Origin of the sequence: Cerasibacillus quisquiliarum, assembly GCF_014202495.1 — a bacterium.
Taxonomy (GTDB): Bacteria; Bacillota; Bacilli; order Bacillales; family Amphibacillaceae; genus Cerasibacillus; species Cerasibacillus quisquiliarum.
This window is the reverse complement of the sequence record NZ_JACHHA010000001.1, coordinates 71,426-89,070: the sequence shown is the minus strand read 5'-3', so window position 1 is coordinate 89,070 and position 17,645 is coordinate 71,426. Positions and strand designations below refer to the sequence as shown.

Sequence of the window (17,645 nt, the reverse complement as noted above, 5' to 3'; positions counted from 1 at the left end):
TAGAAAAAAGACTAAAAGTACCCAAAAAGTTTATGCAGAAAAAGTTATTGGCATGTTTTCATGTTGAACTAAATTCGTCATGAAAATCACTGTTATGAAAACTTCTCTGCGTAGTCAGACTGTTTACGGCAGTCTGGTAGAAACTTTTGGGCCGTATTCCCTAAATTATACGCACTTATTTTATATACGAAAGATCGTATGTACATATCTTACTACCGTATACAAAAGAAGTCAACAAAAAACGAACGATAAATCAATTAAATATTTTATTGTTCGCATTGTGTCACTTTATTCTTATTCAGTTTTAAAATACTGTTTTCTCTTTTAAGTAAAAAGCTTTGAACTTGATAATACTGTTAGTATGAAAGCATCATTCAGAATAATAATGAACATATTATTAAAAAATGCTTTCTGGTCTAGTTCATATAAATGTATGTCAGGTGAGAAAAGGAAGAAAAATGGACAATATACATGGAAATTCATCAGTTACTTCAATAAGGCTTTACAAATGGGACTAGTTCAAGCTGCTTTGTGCCGAGTCTCCCACATTAATTAAGTTTTTCTGACGACAAATTAGATACCAGCTGAAATAAAAAAAGAGATAGTGATAAAAAGAAAAATCCTTACGACGGGCTTTTATTGTTTAATTTTATCGTGTAAAAATAATCATGATATAGCCGCCTATTTTCAAGCAACTTGTTTATGTTCTTATATATTATAAGAATCCGCTTCATATGGATATACTAACAATAAACACCAAATCATTAATGTAAATATTCTTAATCTTGACACTCTTATTATCAAGTATATAATAAAATAGAAGCATTAAAATTCGTTAGAAAGGGGGAGTCTTAATAATGCAGTTCAAGAAATTTATCATTGTATTTCTGTTACCATACTTATTTCTTATTGCTTGTTCAACAGGTTCAGCTCTTAATATTAATCAATCAGAGATAGAATATATAGAAATTACATTTTTTAAGGAATTTGCCGAGAGAAATACAGAGCATTATAAAACGATTAGAAAAAGTGAAGATATAAAAATCTTTATCGATGCCATAAACACCTCTAAGCCAATAAATGGAGACGTAGATATGCCAAAAGGTGATTATAATCTTGAATTAAAATTTAAAAATGGCACAGTAGATGTATTTCATTTGTGGATACCTAAAGATAATAATCCATATGGAACGTTAATAAATAAAGAAAACACTGCAGAAGCATATCAAATAAATAAAAAAACAGCGGAACAGATTCGAACTATAGTATTGAAGTAATTAATTTAAGCAGCTTATATTTATAGAAGGTGACTTCTTCTTTTGTCATCCTTAATGTTATTATGTTCACCAATATCATAAAACACTATCATGGATACATAAATTAAACAAATCAATCCCATTCTACCAAATCGACCTTTTGATTAATAAAATAAATAAAGCCGATTAAGAATGAATATAACAAGAATTGTAGTAATTTTTCTTATTAATATACGTATTATCTCTCTCATTCCTGCAAATGTTCACTTTTATTTGTCGGAAACTGTCCACTTTTGTTTATCAGTTACAGACAGAATCTGTAGCAACAATTATTTCACTTGCATTTTTCAGCAATTGTTTAACAACGTTAAATTGTTTTTTCTTCCCTTTACCAACCTGAAACTTAAATTCATTCGGAAAAATAGGTGATGTTTCTAGCACCCATTCCTTCCAATCATCTTTATATTTTTCAGGTGGAACTAATTCAACTAAGTGACCGAACCCCCATGTGATATAGGTTTTTTTACCATTAAAAAAACGGTTGTCATCCACCTCGATGTAACCGTCTTTCCTTATTGTTTTCTTAAAAGCATCAGCATATGCTTTCGCTTGACTCGGTTTTTCAGCTAAAATAACAATACTCATCCTTTATCACTCCTAGTTTTAATTATCAACTTGAAACTTATCTAATACACAGTCAAAAGGACTATTTAAGCTAATCATTTTATCAAAATCACTAACCAGATAAATAAATTCAGTACTTTTTATTTCTTTTGTATGATTATTTAAGTACTCAGCATATAGATAGAGTCCTTCATATTTTTTATCCTTAATTTGTTCCGTTGTAGTAATACAACTTTCATATATATGTCCATCAATCGGAATACCTACAATTTCTTTTTCAGCTGTTAAATACCATTGCTAATTGTAATCATCATAGCTTGGTGGGATATATTCATTTTTATGTTCTTCAGGAATAGCATGAAATATAAAACAACCTTGTTTGTGTTTTTCGTCTAACTTGATTGCGTACTTGATCATTTACATTCACCCAATTCTCGTCTTTAATAATAAACAAAACAAAAACGACCCTTTATAGGATCGTTTATCTCTCTAACTCACTATTCTTTCCACTTTTCGTATAATTTCTCAAAAAAGGCTTTGCAATTTGTTTATAGGATTCTTGGAATTTCTTGATCTCATTTTCCAAAACGTTCGGCTCTTCCTTGAACAGTTTTAATCCATTTATATACTCTTCTCTTCTATCTGAGGGTATGATGAATGGTGTTATTCCATACTCTAAACACTGTCTAAACATGATCATTCTACCTACCCTTCCATTCCCGTCTTGAAACGGATGAATTAATTCGAATTGATGATGAAATGAGAGTATATCCATTAAATTATTAATTGAATGATTTTCAACTAGATCCCGCATTAACCCCTCAACCTCATGAGGTTCAACGGTTGGTTGATCGCCTGCTATATTAGGTATTCCTTTATATCTTCCACTACCATATCTTACTTCATCTGAAGTATTCCTTTTTAGAATCTGATGATACTCCTTAATCAATCTTTCAGTTAAAGGCTCTTTGATTGTATCCAACATAAAATCAAATAACCTGAAATGATTTTTCCCCTCAATAATATCATCAACGTTATGACCACCCGAAAATATAGTATTTTTTTCAAATAGATCCTTTGTGTCAGATAAACTTAACGTACTACCTTCCATTCGATTTGTGTTATAAGACATATTTATTACGGTATATTCATATAAACCGTTCTTTATATTCTCTTTTCGTTCTTTTTCAAGTACAAATAAATAATTACTATTTAATTTCATTAAATATCTCCCCAATCTGATTTACTACAAAAAATATTTTCAACTTCTTCAGCACCTATTATTTCTTTGTTATATTATACTACAATTTTACTTATCATCATCTCTCTTTCTTTTATTCCTATAATAAAACAATTCGATAAAAAATAATGAATTAATAAATGTAAAAACAGGGATAATAAACTCTTTATAAAAAAGAGTTCACCCCTGTCTTTAAAAAGATTTTTATGTTCTTTAGCACTTAATGATCTAACAACTCCTTTTCACTTCTTATTCTTTCATGTTGTAACCTTCTTTGTCGTCTTATTCGGTCTAAGTCTAATCTACGCTTACGAAGTTTTCTTCGAGAACCAGCGAAGTAATTATCTTCCCTTTCCATTTTTGCAAACTCTCTCATTTCAGTAAGTACAGCATTACCCATTCTTTTTTTCAAATCATCTAACTTCGTCTTTTTGTATTGTTTATAATTACTACCCTCACCATATAATTCTTTTGAAATATCCACTTGTTCATCCAATAATTCATTTAACTTCCTAATATCATCTTTATGGTAAGTATCTAAATATATTTTGACAATTTCATTAATATATGGTCTAGCTTTATCGACAGAGTTATATCCGTATTGCCATTGTTTCATATCGTGTGGAAGAAGTGATATAGCTTTGGGACGGATCTTTTGCTTCATGAGTGAAGCGGGGGGACGTTCCTTCTGCTTCATATGTATGAGAAAGTGAGTAAAACGCTCTATAGAGACGTTTTACTCACTTTTTTAATGCACGTTTGATTGCTTCGGTGTATTACCTTCTGTCATATATTTTATTCCAGGGAATGGTGTTCTGCCGGGAATAATTCACTGGTGTTGAAGCAGTCAATAGAGGGGAAAACGACTCGGATGCCTGGTTTCGCCTTCATTGAAGTGGTCAATAAGGGTGAAAGGCACGCGGCACCTCTGTTTTCACCCATCTCAACGCATTCATCTACCTCCTTCATTGGAAAAACAAACAACATCATCCTTCTTCACAGCTTAGATAAACATTCGCTTATCTAGTTAAAACGAAAAAATCGTACCGATAAAATTAAAAACAAAATTCCCATGGAAAATAACACAGTAATAGACGTTAATATCGAGGTAAACCCTTGTCCATAGACGAGTAAATTATTAAAACCACTCATCGCCCATGCCGTTAACGTCACATGTGCGACCGTTTGTAACCAATCAGGAACAATGTACAAAGGCCACCACGACCCGCCAAGGGCAGACATCGATAATACGATAAGTAACGAGATCCCACTTGCTTGTGCTCGTGTCTTACAAACCGAGGCGATTAGCATGGCCATCCCTGTTGCTGCAAACGCAGTTGCAACGATTAAAAGTACTAACCCAAGGATTGACGGACCTAGCCACATTTGAAACACAAAATGCCCTACGGTAAATAAAACGAACATTTGAAACAAAGCCGTCGTAAAATTAGCTAACATTTTCCCGGATAAAATAGACATCCTTGTAATAGGAAGCGTTTGTAATTTTCCCAGTGTTCCCCGCTCCCGTTCATCTAATAAACTGGATGCCGCTGCAGTCGTTCCTAATAAAACGAACATCACGGCATACCCCGGCACATTGGATTCAAATGGTGTTGTTTCCCGGGCTTCATCATTTCCTTGTACGACATTCGTTACCACTTGAATTGGTGGATTTTCCACATAATATTCGCTTTTTTCTTGGACCGACTGAATCTCTTTTGTCGGATCTAATTCCACACCATGTACCGCTTTGGACAGTTCCGTTATGTGCATTAATGCTTCTATGGCAACCTCGTTTGTTACGGATTGCATGGAAAGTTTTGCCGTATATTGGGACAAAATATCATGGACCACCCCGGGAATAACGCGGTCCGCCGGGTCGCTCATGACAATCAACTCCGCTAACTCCCCCTGTGCCACGTTGTCTGAAAAACCATCCGGTATCACGATTGCTGCCTTATATTCGGGAACTAATTTCTCCGCTTCCTGTCGCGTTATTTGTTTTCCATCCTTTGTCGTCTTGATGATTTTAAGCACAGACGTTTCCTGTAATACATCTACCAATTGATTCGTCAATTCGCCTTCATCTTCTACGACTAAAGGAATAGAAAAGCGTTCCACTTCGTCGTCGGCAAAAATACCCGATAATGCAAAGCTAGCAATCGCAATTACGATAATAGGTGTTAAAATTAAATAAATAAGTCCCGGAATATCACGCAAAAATATTCGTATGTCCTTCATTGCTATATGCCATATATTCAAATTCGTTCTCCTCCGTATTAATTCCGTAATTTTCTACCCGTTAATTTTAAAAACACATCTTCCAAATCAGATTCACGCACATTGAACGTTTTTACTTCCAATTGGTTTTCTTGAATCATGCGCAACACGACTTCCGTTGTTTTTATTAAATCATGTGCATGAATGACCAATGTTTGATCGACATAATGGACGGAATCTACATGTTTGAGTTTTTCTATTGCTTGTATTAATTGATCATCCATTGCATCGACTCGTATTTCCAATTGTTTTTGCCCATGTTTGGCAAGTAGTGCATCGGTATCATCCAAATCTAAAACTTTTCCTTGATCATAAATAGCTACACGATGACATAGTGTTTCCGCTTCTTCCATATAATGCGTCGTGTAAATAACACTCATTTTCAGCTCTTTTACTAAATACTGGATGGATTTAAAAATATGACTTCGGGATTGGGGGTCAACTCCAACGGTTGGTTCATCAAAGAAAATGACTTTCGGATGATTGAGAAGCCCAATTGCCAAATTGAGTCGCCGCTTCATCCCTCCGGAAAAATGCTCTACCTTTTTCGTTGCTTGATCTGTTAATTGGGCTATTTCCAATGCCTCGTCAATTCGCTCCTTTTTCTCTTTGCCTTTCAATCCATACAAGTTTGCAAAAAAGTTTAAGTTTTCATAGGCATTTAATTCCAAATAAATGGCTAAATGCTGAGGTACTAAGCTAACCTTTCGCTTAATTTTATGTAAGTCTTTATGTAAATCATAACCACATATAGTGGCCTGACCACTATCCGGCTTTAACACCCCAGTAAGCATAGAGATGAGCGTTGTTTTGCCAGCCCCATTGGGACCAAGCAACCCTAATATTTCTCCCTCATACACATCTAAATCTACGTCTTGCACCGCTGTGAATTTCCCAAATGATTTTCTTAATCCTTTTGCTGAAATGATTAGATCCTTTGTTTGCACTGGATGATTGGACCGTTCGTATTTCGGATCTGTTGTCTGCGTCATACTGGCTCCTCCTCATTTCGTACATCCCTATCTTTTCTTCCATTCTTTTGCCACATCATCGGTTCCCACCAATCACGATGTTCGATGTACCACTGGACCGTTTCGTTTAATCCAGCTTCAAATGTATAGGACGGTTTCCAACCAAGGTTGTATAATTTCGTTGTGTTAATGGCATAACGTTGATCATGTCCTAAACGGTCAGGAACAAATTGGATGTACCCCTCTGGCATTTCTAGTAATTTCATAATTTGTTGCACCACTTCGATATTTGTTCGTTCATTTTGACAACCGATATTATATACCTCACCATTTTTTCCGTTTCGGATAATAAAATCGATGGCGGAACAATGATCGTAACAATGTAACCAATCGCGAATCTGTTTTCCATTCCCATAGATGGGAACTTTTTTTCCTTTTAGTAAACGGGTGATGGTTAACGGAATTAATTTCTCGACAAATTGATACGGACCATAATTATTGGAACACCTTGCAATATTCACCGGTAAGCCATATGTTTCATGATAGGCTCGAACTAAAAAATCTGCTGCTGCTTTACTCGCACTGTACGGATTATTAGGCGCAAGTGGCGTTTGCTCGGTAAACGTTTCCTTTGTTGCAAAGTCTAATTCTCCATATACTTCATCGGTGGAAATATGCATAAACTTCTCCACGGCATATTCCTTTGCCAGTTCCAATAGCACTTGAGTTCCAATCACATTCGTTTGCAAAAATATACTGGGATCCGCAATCGAACGATCCACATGACTTTCCGCTGCAAAATGAACGATATAATCAAAGGAATATAGTTGAAAAATCGTATCCATCGCCTGTTTATCGGAAATATCCGCTTGTACGAATGTATACTGAGGATTCCCTTCGATATGTTTGTGCTTTGTTATTTCCCCGGCATAGGTCAGAGCATCCACATTGACAATTTGAATATCGGAATAGCGATCCAACATATAATGAATAAAATTTCCTCCGATAAAACCGACTCCACCTGTTACTAATATCCGCATCATCTATCTTCTCCCCTAGTAGCTTGCTCGTATGTTTCTCAAGCATCGTAATCATCTAATTCAAAAGGATGGCACCACTCTACATAAACTAATTATCTATCTTTTTCAAAATGGGTGGTACGATTTGTTTGTTTCAAATAATGGTGCAAAGATATCGATTTTGTTAATGGATGGAGCCTTGTCCCATGGCCACCCGCCATAATAATTCCTTTCATCATTTCACCTCCAAATAGCAAACATATGAAAATGATTAGATCGTCCATCTAGCCGTCTTTCCATTTTAGAAAATTCTAACATATATAGGCGCGAATATTCTGAAATAGATTGAAAACGCTAATCTATTACGTAGATGCGTTTATGAGAAAAAGCAGATGAAAAACGTTGAAACATATAGGGAGTATTGGGAAATAATTAATTTTTTTGGAATGCCAGGAAAAACGATCTCCTATGAAACCGATGAGGCGAGGTCGTGGTAGTAAAAGAGGTTCCATAACGTTGCATTGTTTTTTTAAAAATTAATAATATTCAAGTTAATTTTAGTCTATATGAATAAAAGTGGAATGTCAACACTAAACTGTACATATTTTTTAAGGAAAGTAATTGATTCAATGAATGTCATATTTAAATTTTTAATTCCAGATTTACAAATTTTCCTGTGCACTTAATTCCATATTCCTATTATTTTTTTACATCTTTTAGCTACCGCGCTTCGCTTCTTACCCTGCATGTATTGTGGCGTTCTAAAAACCAAGAACATCACAATACATGCAGGTTAATAAAAGACTTCAGATTACAGATGATTTATCTTTTTGTTCGCGTTTATATTCGGCGGGTGTGCGATAGTTTAATGAACCGTGAATTCTGATATTATTGAACCAATTTACGTAATCAAAAAGTGCAAGTTCAAGCGCTTCCTTGGCAAGGGAAATTAGCATCGTTGACGAATTCTGTTTTAATGGTTTTAAACATTGCTTCAGCAACCGCATTATCATAAGGGTTTCCTTTTTCACTTAGGGATCGCTCAATGTCGAATGCTTCAAGCGCATCATCGATAAGTTAATTTTTAAACTCACTACCTCGATCAGTATGGAAATAAATCAAGTTGATTTAGATTGTATGGAACTGATGCAAAGGCACGTTGAACTAAAGCAGCAGTTTTTTGTGGACCAGAACTGTAGCCAATAATTTCACGATTATATAAGTCTACTAAAACACAGATATAGTGCCATTTATGGCCGACACGGACATACGTTATATCACTTACAACGACCTTTAATTCCTTATCCTGATTGAATTCTCGATTCAGTACATTGCCAATTTCAGATTCATTTACTTTTGATTTTGTGGGTTTAAACTGAGCCACTGTATACTTAGATACAAGTCCTTGTTCTTTCATAATTCGGCCAATGCGGCGGCGTGAAACTTGCCAACCAAGTTTTTGTAACTCTACTTTTATCTTTCTTTGACGATAAATGAAGTGTAATATTAAATCCGATACACGCACTTCATGTCAATTCATGCTGTCACCTCACTTAATGTCGTATTATAGAGTACTGCCAAAATATATAATCATCCTACAAAATATCTAACATTTTAAAGACACGACAAAAAAGCACCTTCATATAGAAGATGCTTTTTAGAACAACTATTACAAATTTCATTTTTGGTGGGGAACTATATCTAAATAGATCATTTTAAGCGTTATACAATATTCTAAACGTTATACAATATTCTAAAACCCTGTCAAATCAACATAAACCAACCAAATCAACTATACCCATTATTCCCACTCGATCGTCGCAGGTGGCTTGCTCGTTATATCATAGACGACGCGATTAACATGATCGACTTCATGAACAATACGTGTTGAAATTTTTTCTAATACATCCCACGGAATTCTCGCCCACTCAGATGTCATGCCATCAACTGAATGAACCGCACGAATGCCAATTGTATGGTCATACGTTCGCTTGTCACCACTTACGCCAACACTGCGAATATTCGGAAGTACTGTAAAGTATTGCCAAATTTCGCGTTCTAAACCGGCTTTTCGGATTTCTTCACGTAAAATAGCGTCTGATTCACGTACGATTTCTAATTTTTCCTCTGTGACTTCTCCGAGTACACGAATGGCTAAACCAGGACCCGGAAATGGTTGGCGCCAAACGATATGATCTGGAATACCTAGTTGTGTACCAAGTTCACGAACTTCATCTTTAAATAATGTATTTAACGGTTCGATTAATTCGAACTCCATATCTTCAGGTAAACCACCAACATTATGATGTGATTTAATAGTCTCAGCTGTTTCTGTTCCACTTTCAATAATATCGGTATAAAGTGTTCCTTGGGCGAGAAAATCCATATCTTTCAATTTCGCTGCTTCATCATCAAAAACATAAATAAATTCATTACCAATAATTTTACGTTTCGTTTCAGGATCTGTAACGCCTTCTAATTTAGAGAGAAAACGTTCTTTCGCATCAATTTGAATCACATTCATATGGAATTCTTCTGTAAAGACTTCCATCACTTCTTTCGCTTCATTCTTTCTAAGTAATCCGTGATCAACGAAGATACATGTCAATTGATCGCCAATCGCCTTATGGATAAGAACGGCGGCTACTGAAGAATCAACACCACCACTTAATGCGCATAGCACATTTCGATCACCAACCTGTTCACGTATCTTTTTCACTTGAATGTCTATGTAATTCTTCATTGTCCACTCTTTACGACACTCACAAATATGATATAAAAAGTTTTTCAATATATCTGTTCCGTGTGTCGTGTGTTTTACTTCTGGATGAAACTGAACACCATACATCTTTTTATCAGAATGACTCATTGCCATAACAACGTTTTCACTTGTTGCTTGTACGTTAAATCCTGCTGGTATCTCTGTCACTTGATCACCATGATCTAGCCAAACGGTTTGCGTGTCACTTGTGTTTTTTAAAAGGTCACTCGCATCAGTTACAGTCATGACGGCTTTTCCCTGTGCTACTTTACTGATACGGTCAACTTGTCCACCAAAATGAGAAGTAATTAATTGCATGCCGTAGCCAATACCTAAAATAGGTATCCCTAAATCAAAAACACCTTCAGCTGGCTGTATCGCCTTTTCATCAAGTACACTATGCGGACCACTTGATAAAATAATCCCTTTTGGATTTAATTCCTTAATTTTATCAAGTGATAAACGGTAAGAGTACATCTCACTATAGACACCTAATTCTCTTACTCGTCTTGTAATCACTTGGCTAAATTGACTACCGAAATCTATTACTAAAATCATATCACGGTTACGCATCGTTTCTCTCCTATCTTATCATTTTAAAAACCTGAATGTTGTTCTTGTATTTGATTCCTAATGAATCACAACAAAAGCCAAAATTCAGGTTACGATATAACCAACATGGATAACGCATTTAGATTTTACACTGTTACCTTAACAAGTATATCCATGACGGGATATATTATTTATTCTTATATTTTACTAACTGTAAAAAGCTTGGTCAACCCATTATTCGTTTAATTAAATCTTTCCATAATTGTGTAACTTCTTCAGTCTCATCAATATTATTGTTTCCTCTATAAAGAACATGTTCATACATAACAGTTAATTTACCCATGGCGTCTGTGTCATAGCGCATATCCACTTGTCTAGCATATTCTCGTAATGTGTCGTGTGAAGCTTTATCTTGATCATTTAGCTCTAAAACTTTAAGAAGCTGATGATAAAGGTCTTGAAATGCTTGTGTATCTTGATTTCTTTCCCATCGTTTCTCAATCCACAAAGTTTCCAGATATAACCGTTTGCGATAAATGATAATGCCACCAACAATAGCTATAGTAATTAGAGTCCCTAAGATGATTCGCATCGGCCATTTCGTCTTGGTTTTCTGATTACTCTCAGCCGGCATTGAAGTATCTTCTAGTTGTTCTTCTAGATCATTTTGTTCGTCAGACTCATCATTTAATTCTGGTTGCTCTGATTCAGCTTCCAAAATATCTTCATCGACTGCTTCTGTTTCTGTATGAAAGTTAGCTAAGTTAGAAAAGCCTTGTGTCGGTTCAAATGGAACCCAACCTATATTAGGGAAAAAAACCTCGACCCAAGAGTGGGCATTCATATTCGTCACTTCAAAAACACGATATGTTTTGCCATCTTTTGTTACAGTATCGATTTCTTCTCCTCCAGTAAAGCCTTTCACCCAACGAGCTGGAATATCTAAAGTACGAAGCATAACAACCATAGACGTTGAATAATTATCACAATAGCCCGCTTTCGTATCGAATAAAAACTGATCAACATAATCTTCATCTTCTCCAGGGACAGGTATATGACTAGTCTGGTAAACAAAACCATTTTGGTTAAAGTATTGTTCAATCGCTTTGACTTGATCATAATACGTATCATAAGGTTCCGTAATTTCTAATGCTAACTCTCGAATTCTTGACGGCAACTCTTCCGGTAATTGGATAAACTGCTCTAAATTATAATCTTCTGAATGAAGATCAGGTTTATTGGACTGCTTTAAGTCATCTAGTGGATAGGATGGTTGAAGATAAGTTAACTCATATTTATCGATTTCACCCTCTTCAATACGAATCGCTTCCGCTTCATCAACGAAATAAACATGATCGCCATCTTCTCTTTTAACATCGATAAGATCGTATGGATACACAAGTTTTTTAAACTCCATTCCGGGCTCGAATGCAACGACTCCTTCCATACGTTCGGACTCTATTTCAGGATTAAATGTTGAAAACGGTACGACATCTTCCATTATTGATGTTAAAGATGATGACTTTATCCAACCTTTTCCTGTATACACATCTTTTGTTTCCACTCGCCAATACTGTTTATCCTGTACCGTCGCTTTAAATACAGGTGTATCATCTTCAACAAAATCTCCACCTAAACGCGAATCATCATCTCCGTAGCCTACTTTTTTAATCGAATGATCATTTATACCAGCTACATCTTTAAGGTATGGAACTGGGTCCTCCCACTTTGCCTCCCACTTTGGTGCAGCATAGCCCAACAACGTGGAAAACATAACAACTGTGATAATCGGTATCAACCACTTAAATTGTTTTTTTACAGGAAGGGATAGCCGAAATCCTTCTCGTTCCATTTCTTTTATCAAATGCCCCATTCCTAACGCAGTAAATGAGAAAATGAAGACACGGACAATCGCCCATTGTGCATCATATGTCATGAATGTATCCAATACAGCAATATAGCTAAAGGTTAATAAAATAAACACAAGCATTTTCTTAGCGTATACGAACCAATAATGAACCAAATAGCTCATGAGCCAAATCAGGACAAGAAATAACAAGCTTCTAAACAGCGGCGAAAACATCGCCCACTGTCGCTGATAAATGAAACTCATATGCTGAAGTGCATCTTCAATGATCTCTCCAATCCAAACAAAATGAAATATGGAATCATCGAAAAATACATAATGAAGAGCGAATAATATCCCAGCACTTTTTAATAGAAACTTAAGGAATCCGTTTATCTGAACAAACGTTATCAAAAAGCAGAACACTGCATAAATTAAAAATACGTGCATATCTTGTGTATCTGTTACCTGTTGTAAGGGGTATAACCACTCAAGAAACAAAAGGAATCCAAGGAAATATAATACTGCTGAATACCATCTTGGTACGATAGGTTGATTCACTTGCTTTGTCATACCCTCACCTCCAACGGATCCTTCATAAGTTGAACTTCAGTGAGTACTGTCAAACCAATTTGATGTTCTACTAACATATTGATGGTATCTTGTAATTCAATTGATTGATTTTTAGACAGTAAAAGAAAAATATGAAGTCGTTTTTTATGCTTCGAATGTAATTTTTTCATCGATTCAATAAACCTGATGTCGATTGAACATGAAAACACAAATATTAAAGAATGAGTTGATAATACGGTTGTTTGTCTTTGTAACCGATCGGTAAACATGTCTTCATTAGATGGTTTAAGAGTAGCTAAATGTCTCATTATTTTTTCTCTTGAACCAACATCAAAATGAGACGGAAAGTAAGACATTTCCTTCCCAATAGAAAGAAGACCGATTTTCGAATCCGTTGTCTTTTGAATTACATCCATCATGCTATACATGACTTCTATCATTCCTTCAAATGCAAGCCACTGACAAGAAGAGACGGCATTCAATATAAAAAAAGCTTCCATACTTTTCTCGTGTTCAAATTCCTTTGTCATAACATCTTGTCTTTTAGCTGATTGCTTCCAATCAATCCAAGAAAATTTATCACCTGGTAAATATTCTCGTACACCTGCGACCATATTTGTTTGACGAAAATCATTACTCTGAACAATCGCTTCACCTTGTTCTAAACTGTGTAATGTATATTTAAAGCGGATACGCCGTTTATTTGGAAAAACAATTAATGTATCATTCACATTAAAAAGGTGTTCTTTTTTTATAAAACCAAATATATCTCCTGTACGAATACGAATTTGATCTAGTTGATGTTCTCCTCGGGGAAGTTGGCTTAACGTATACGATGCTTTTATCTTTCGGCGAAAGAAAGGAAATAATATTTGTTTTTTGTATCGTTTCGCTTCATAACTTACCGGATGATTCATATGTGCGTATTTATTAATCCCCGTATCGCTTCGTTGTAATGAATCAGGTAATACTTCTTCCACAATACAATAAAAAAGGGGAAATGGTGCTTTGCGCTCTACTATAATATCAAAGGTGATACTTTGTCCTGCATGACAAATAGATTGAGACAAGGTTCTTGACACATCTAAATTCCTAAGCGGATAGAAAGTAAGGCCCATTTGATATATAACGAGTGGTAGAAAACTAAAGAACAAAAACCAACTCATAAATCCCCCTTGGAACATAGCGAACGAAAAGAGTGCGGTACATATTGCCATAACAAATAATGGACCAAGGAAGCGCCATGATTTCATGATCTAAGTTCCTTTCGTATCGGTATATACGTATCTCGTATTAATCCTTCAATGACTTGATGCTGAGTCAATCCTTCATAAATTGCCTCTGAATGTAAAATAATGCGATGTGCTATAACATAAGGAGCTAAATACTTCACATCATCAGGCAAAACAAAATCACGACCTTTAATATAAGCATAAGCCTTAGCTGCCTTCATTAAAGCAATTGAACCTCTTGGACTAACACCAAGGTATATACTTGGATGTGTTCGGGATCCTCTCACTAAATTGACAATATATTGTTGCACTGTGTCATCGATATAAACTTCCTTTACTTCTTCTTGTACACGAAGTAACTCATCTCTTGACATCACAGAGTCTAACGCATCAATCGGGTGATTTTGTGATGTGCGTGTCAACATTTCTAACTCTTCTTCCATAGTTGGATAACCCATATTAATTTTTAGTAAAAATCGGTCTAATTGCGCCTCTGGAAGTGGATATGTCCCTTCATATTCAATCGGATTCTGAGTTGCCATAACGAAGAATGGGCGTTTAAGTGCGGTTGTTTTTCCATCTGCGGTAATACTTTTCTCTTCCATTCCTTCTAATAGAGCGGATTGGGTTTTTGGTGACGTCCGATTAATCTCATCTGCCAAAACAACATGGCCAAAAATAGGACCCTTTCGAAATTCAAATGTCATTTCTTTAGGGTTATAGATTGAAACACCTGTTACATCCGATGGAAGAAGATCAGGTGTAAATTGAATGCGTGTAAAATCACAATCAAGCGATTTTGCTATTGAACGAACGAGCATCGTTTTTCCTACACCTGGTACATCTTCTATTAAAACATGTCCTTCAGCTAATAATGCAGTTAAACTTAGAATAATAACATCTTCTTTACCTATCATGACCTTGTTAATATTATCAATGACATGGGAAATTTTCTGATTCAATGTTATCGTTTTTGTCATATCCGAATCATCTCCTTCTTATTCATACTTCTTCTCTTAACTATACTAAAAAGTACCTACTAGTTAAAGAGAGTTATCATCTAGTATTTACTGGAAGGTAGATTACTATACGTATGACTCCCAATTCTTATAATGGAACTTTCAATACGACTCATTAGAGCAAAACATCATAGCGAGACTTAACGTTGGAGACTCAATAATGGACTTTCGCGTGGAATAAACACTATGAAATCTAGGCACAAGCGAATCTTATAAAAATAAGCGAGGGATTAACTGAGTTTTCCCTCGCTAAAACTTATTTAAAATAAGGATTGCCTTTCATCCCTTGCCAAATACTAGATTGCTCAATCTGGTAAGCTAATTGTAATAGAACATGTTCTTGACCTTTATTTGCTATCACTTGGGCACCTATCGGTAGACCTTTATCTGTTAAATGTACCGGTAGACTCATTGCAGGTTGACCCGTTAAGTTAGCAAGTTGCGTAAACGGTGTATATGTTAAACTTGGTAGAAACATATCCCAGATCACTTCTTGCTTACCTTTTGCGTCAGCTTCTTTTATTCTTTCACGTAAATTTTCCTGTGATTCTTTAGAATGTGTTAATTCTCCAATTTTCGGTGCAACATGTGCAGTAGCAGGCGTGATATATAAGTCATATGTTTCATGAAGTTGAGCCATGTCTGCTGCTGCTACATCCCATGCGGCTAAGCTCCTAGAAAATTCTGCTGCAGATACCGTTTTTCCAGCTTCATTTAGTAACCATGTCTCAATTTCTACATCATCTGCCGTAATTTTCCGACCGATCGTTTCTTCCAATTGATAAACAAGAGACGATATCTCACCACTATTCATTAAATAATAATTTTTCATGAGTAAAATGCCATCGACCGGACTATCTACTTCTTCAACATAGTGACCTTGGCCTTCTAGCCATTTTACTGTTTTATGAACTGCTTTCTTAGCATCTTCTGATACCGGTGTGTCAACAGGGGATGTCGTTGTGAAACCTATACGGAGCTGTCGTTTAATCGGTTTTACGATTTCATCACGATAATTTCCCGAAAATAGTGGGGTCTGAAAAGCCGCTTCTGGTTGTATCGTTTGTAATACGTCTAGCATTGCCGCACTATCGCGAACCGTTCGGCTAAGAACAAAATCAATCGAGGCTCCATGCCACTGTCTTCCTGCACCTGGTCCTACAGGTGTACGTCCACGTGTAGGCTTTAATCCAAATAAACCTGAAAAAGATGCCGGAATACGAATTGAACCGCCACCATCACTTGCTCCTGCAATAGGAACAATACCTGAAGCAATTGCTGCAGCAGCACCACCGCTTGAGCCACCTGGTGAATGATCAATGTTCCACGGATTTCTAGTCGGACCAAACAATTCAGGTTCTGTAATATTTTTTAAACCAAATTCTGGTGTGTTCGTATGTCCAGTAATTAAAAAGCCTGCCTGCCGAATTCGTTTAACAAAGTTTGAATCCTCTTTAGCTATATGAGAATCAAATAATTTTGAACCAGATGTTAAACGCTCCCCTTTCACAGCTTGTGAAATATCCTTCATCAAAATTGGAACACCACTAAAAAGCTCGTTTTGATCTGGTTGATGTTTTTCCGCTTCTTGTAAAACACTTTCTTTTCGATCATGAACAACTGCATTTAACTCAGGATTTACTTTTGTCAGTTGTTTAAAACTTAATTCTACTACTTCTTTAGCAGATACTTCTTTATGACGAATACGTGATGCCATCTCTGTAGCATCCCATGATAAATAAACTTTCTCCATTACTTTCTCCCCTTCAACCCTTTTATTTAATCCTAACATATATAGATAACTTTCTACTATTTTCCATTGTATAATCATATCTCTAAATACAAACAACTAACATTAATTAACAGGCTCTTTCATTGACATTTATTATGTATCGTTTTATTATACATGTAGGGGTATATAGAGCTGTGCTTTAGTAAAAATAAACAACAATTTCTAAATACCGTTATATGATTTAAGGAGGAATTTAAAATGAATAATGTGACTGTTTATACAACAAACACATGCCCATATTGTACAATGATTAAAAATTTCCTAGATGGGAAAAACATTCCTTACAAAGAAGTGAATGTTGAAGAATCTCCAGAAATGATGATGGAATTAATGCAAAAAACAGGTCAAATGGGAGTACCTCAAACAGAAATTAATGGTCAATGGGTTGTTGGTTACGATCCAAATAGTATTATGGCTGCGTTACGCTAAATTATCCTACTACCATAAAAACGTTCGCCATATACAAAAGCAGTGCTCACA

Annotated in this window: 14 protein-coding genes, 1 pseudogene and 1 riboswitch; of the genes and pseudogenes, 2 read left to right on the top strand and 13 right to left on the bottom strand. The window is 35.6% G+C overall.

From position 1 onward, the window contains the following. Positions 1-91 precede the first annotated feature (91 nt). Positions 92-193, bottom strand: a riboswitch (purine riboswitch). Positions 194-857: 664 nt separating this feature from the next. Continuing rightward, positions 858-1,277 carry a YhfM domain-containing protein gene (locus HNQ35_RS00565; RefSeq protein ID WP_146935225.1) on the top strand — a complete coding sequence of 140 codons (420 nt, stop codon included), beginning with the start codon at positions 858-860 and terminating at the stop codon, positions 1,275-1,277. A gap of 279 nt (positions 1,278-1,556) precedes the next feature. Here HNQ35_RS00565 and HNQ35_RS00560 read toward each other — a convergent pair whose 3' ends face one another. The 13 genes and pseudogenes from HNQ35_RS00560 to HNQ35_RS00500 all read right to left on the bottom strand — a co-directional run bounded on the left by HNQ35_RS00560 (position 1,557) and on the right by HNQ35_RS00500 (position 17,126). Continuing rightward, a complete protein-coding gene (locus HNQ35_RS00560) occupies positions 1,557-1,901 on the bottom strand; it encodes a toprim domain-containing protein (RefSeq protein ID WP_146935227.1) in 345 nt (114 codons plus the stop codon). A 460-nt stretch (positions 1,902-2,361) separates the two neighbouring features. Next, a complete protein-coding gene (locus HNQ35_RS00555; RefSeq protein WP_146935229.1) occupies positions 2,362-3,102 on the bottom strand; it encodes a Fic family protein in 741 nt (246 codons plus the stop codon). A 238-nt stretch (positions 3,103-3,340) separates the two neighbouring features. Beyond that, positions 3,341-3,784, bottom strand: a complete 444-nt coding sequence (gene mobL, locus HNQ35_RS00550; RefSeq protein WP_146935231.1) for a relaxase MobL — start codon at positions 3,782-3,784, stop codon at positions 3,341-3,343. A 359-nt stretch (positions 3,785-4,143) separates the two neighbouring features. Then, positions 4,144-5,382: an ABC transporter permease gene (locus HNQ35_RS00545; RefSeq protein WP_146935233.1), complete on the bottom strand. Its 1,239-nt coding sequence runs from the start codon at positions 5,380-5,382 to the stop codon at positions 4,144-4,146. 17 nt (positions 5,383-5,399) lie between these two features. Beyond that, a complete protein-coding gene (locus tag HNQ35_RS00540) occupies positions 5,400-6,392 on the bottom strand; it encodes an ABC transporter ATP-binding protein (RefSeq protein WP_221261392.1) in 993 nt (330 codons plus the stop codon). Further along, complete coding sequence (gene rfbB, locus HNQ35_RS00535; protein WP_146935235.1) at positions 6,389-7,414, bottom strand: dTDP-glucose 4,6-dehydratase; 1,026 nt, start codon at positions 7,412-7,414, stop codon at positions 6,389-6,391. Before rfbB ends, HNQ35_RS00540 begins: the two co-directional genes overlap by 4 nt. Positions 7,415-7,503: 89 nt before the next feature. Continuing rightward, complete coding sequence (locus tag HNQ35_RS14120) at positions 7,504-7,626, bottom strand: sugar phosphate nucleotidyltransferase (RefSeq protein WP_246118024.1); 123 nt, start codon at positions 7,624-7,626, stop codon at positions 7,504-7,506. Between the two features lie 570 nt (positions 7,627-8,196). Next, a pseudogene (locus HNQ35_RS00525) lies at positions 8,197-8,882 on the bottom strand (IS3 family transposase); the annotation flags it as partial. Positions 8,883-9,191: 309 nt separating this feature from the next. Then, the gene (gene guaA / locus HNQ35_RS00520) at positions 9,192-10,724 is read right to left on the bottom strand and encodes a glutamine-hydrolyzing GMP synthase (RefSeq protein ID WP_146935237.1); all 1,533 of its coding nucleotides are present in this window, start codon (positions 10,722-10,724) and stop codon (positions 9,192-9,194) included. A 205-nt stretch (positions 10,725-10,929) separates the two neighbouring features. After that, positions 10,930-13,122 carry a transglutaminase TgpA family protein gene (locus HNQ35_RS00515; RefSeq protein WP_146935238.1) on the bottom strand — a complete coding sequence of 731 codons (2,193 nt, stop codon included), beginning with the start codon at positions 13,120-13,122 and terminating at the stop codon, positions 10,930-10,932. Beyond that, positions 13,119-14,288, bottom strand: coding sequence for a DUF58 domain-containing protein (locus HNQ35_RS00510; protein WP_170226571.1), 1,170 nt, complete (start codon positions 14,286-14,288; stop codon positions 13,119-13,121). The genes HNQ35_RS00515 and HNQ35_RS00510 overlap by 4 nt, the downstream gene beginning before the upstream one ends. 83 nt (positions 14,289-14,371) lie before the next feature. Continuing rightward, on the bottom strand, positions 14,372-15,334 hold the full coding sequence (locus HNQ35_RS00505; RefSeq protein ID WP_146935242.1) for an AAA family ATPase: 963 nt from the start codon (positions 15,332-15,334) through the stop codon (positions 14,372-14,374). A 295-nt stretch (positions 15,335-15,629) separates the two neighbouring features. Further along, positions 15,630-17,126 (bottom strand): amidase, encoded by a 1,497-nt coding sequence (locus HNQ35_RS00500; protein ID WP_146935245.1) that lies wholly within the window; start codon positions 17,124-17,126, stop codon positions 15,630-15,632. A 237-nt stretch (positions 17,127-17,363) separates the two neighbouring features. Here HNQ35_RS00500 and HNQ35_RS00495 point away from each other — a divergent pair, with 237 nt between their 5' ends. Then, positions 17,364-17,594, top strand: coding sequence for a glutaredoxin family protein (locus HNQ35_RS00495; protein WP_146935247.1), 231 nt, complete (start codon positions 17,364-17,366; stop codon positions 17,592-17,594). Positions 17,595-17,645: the final 51 nt, after the last annotated feature.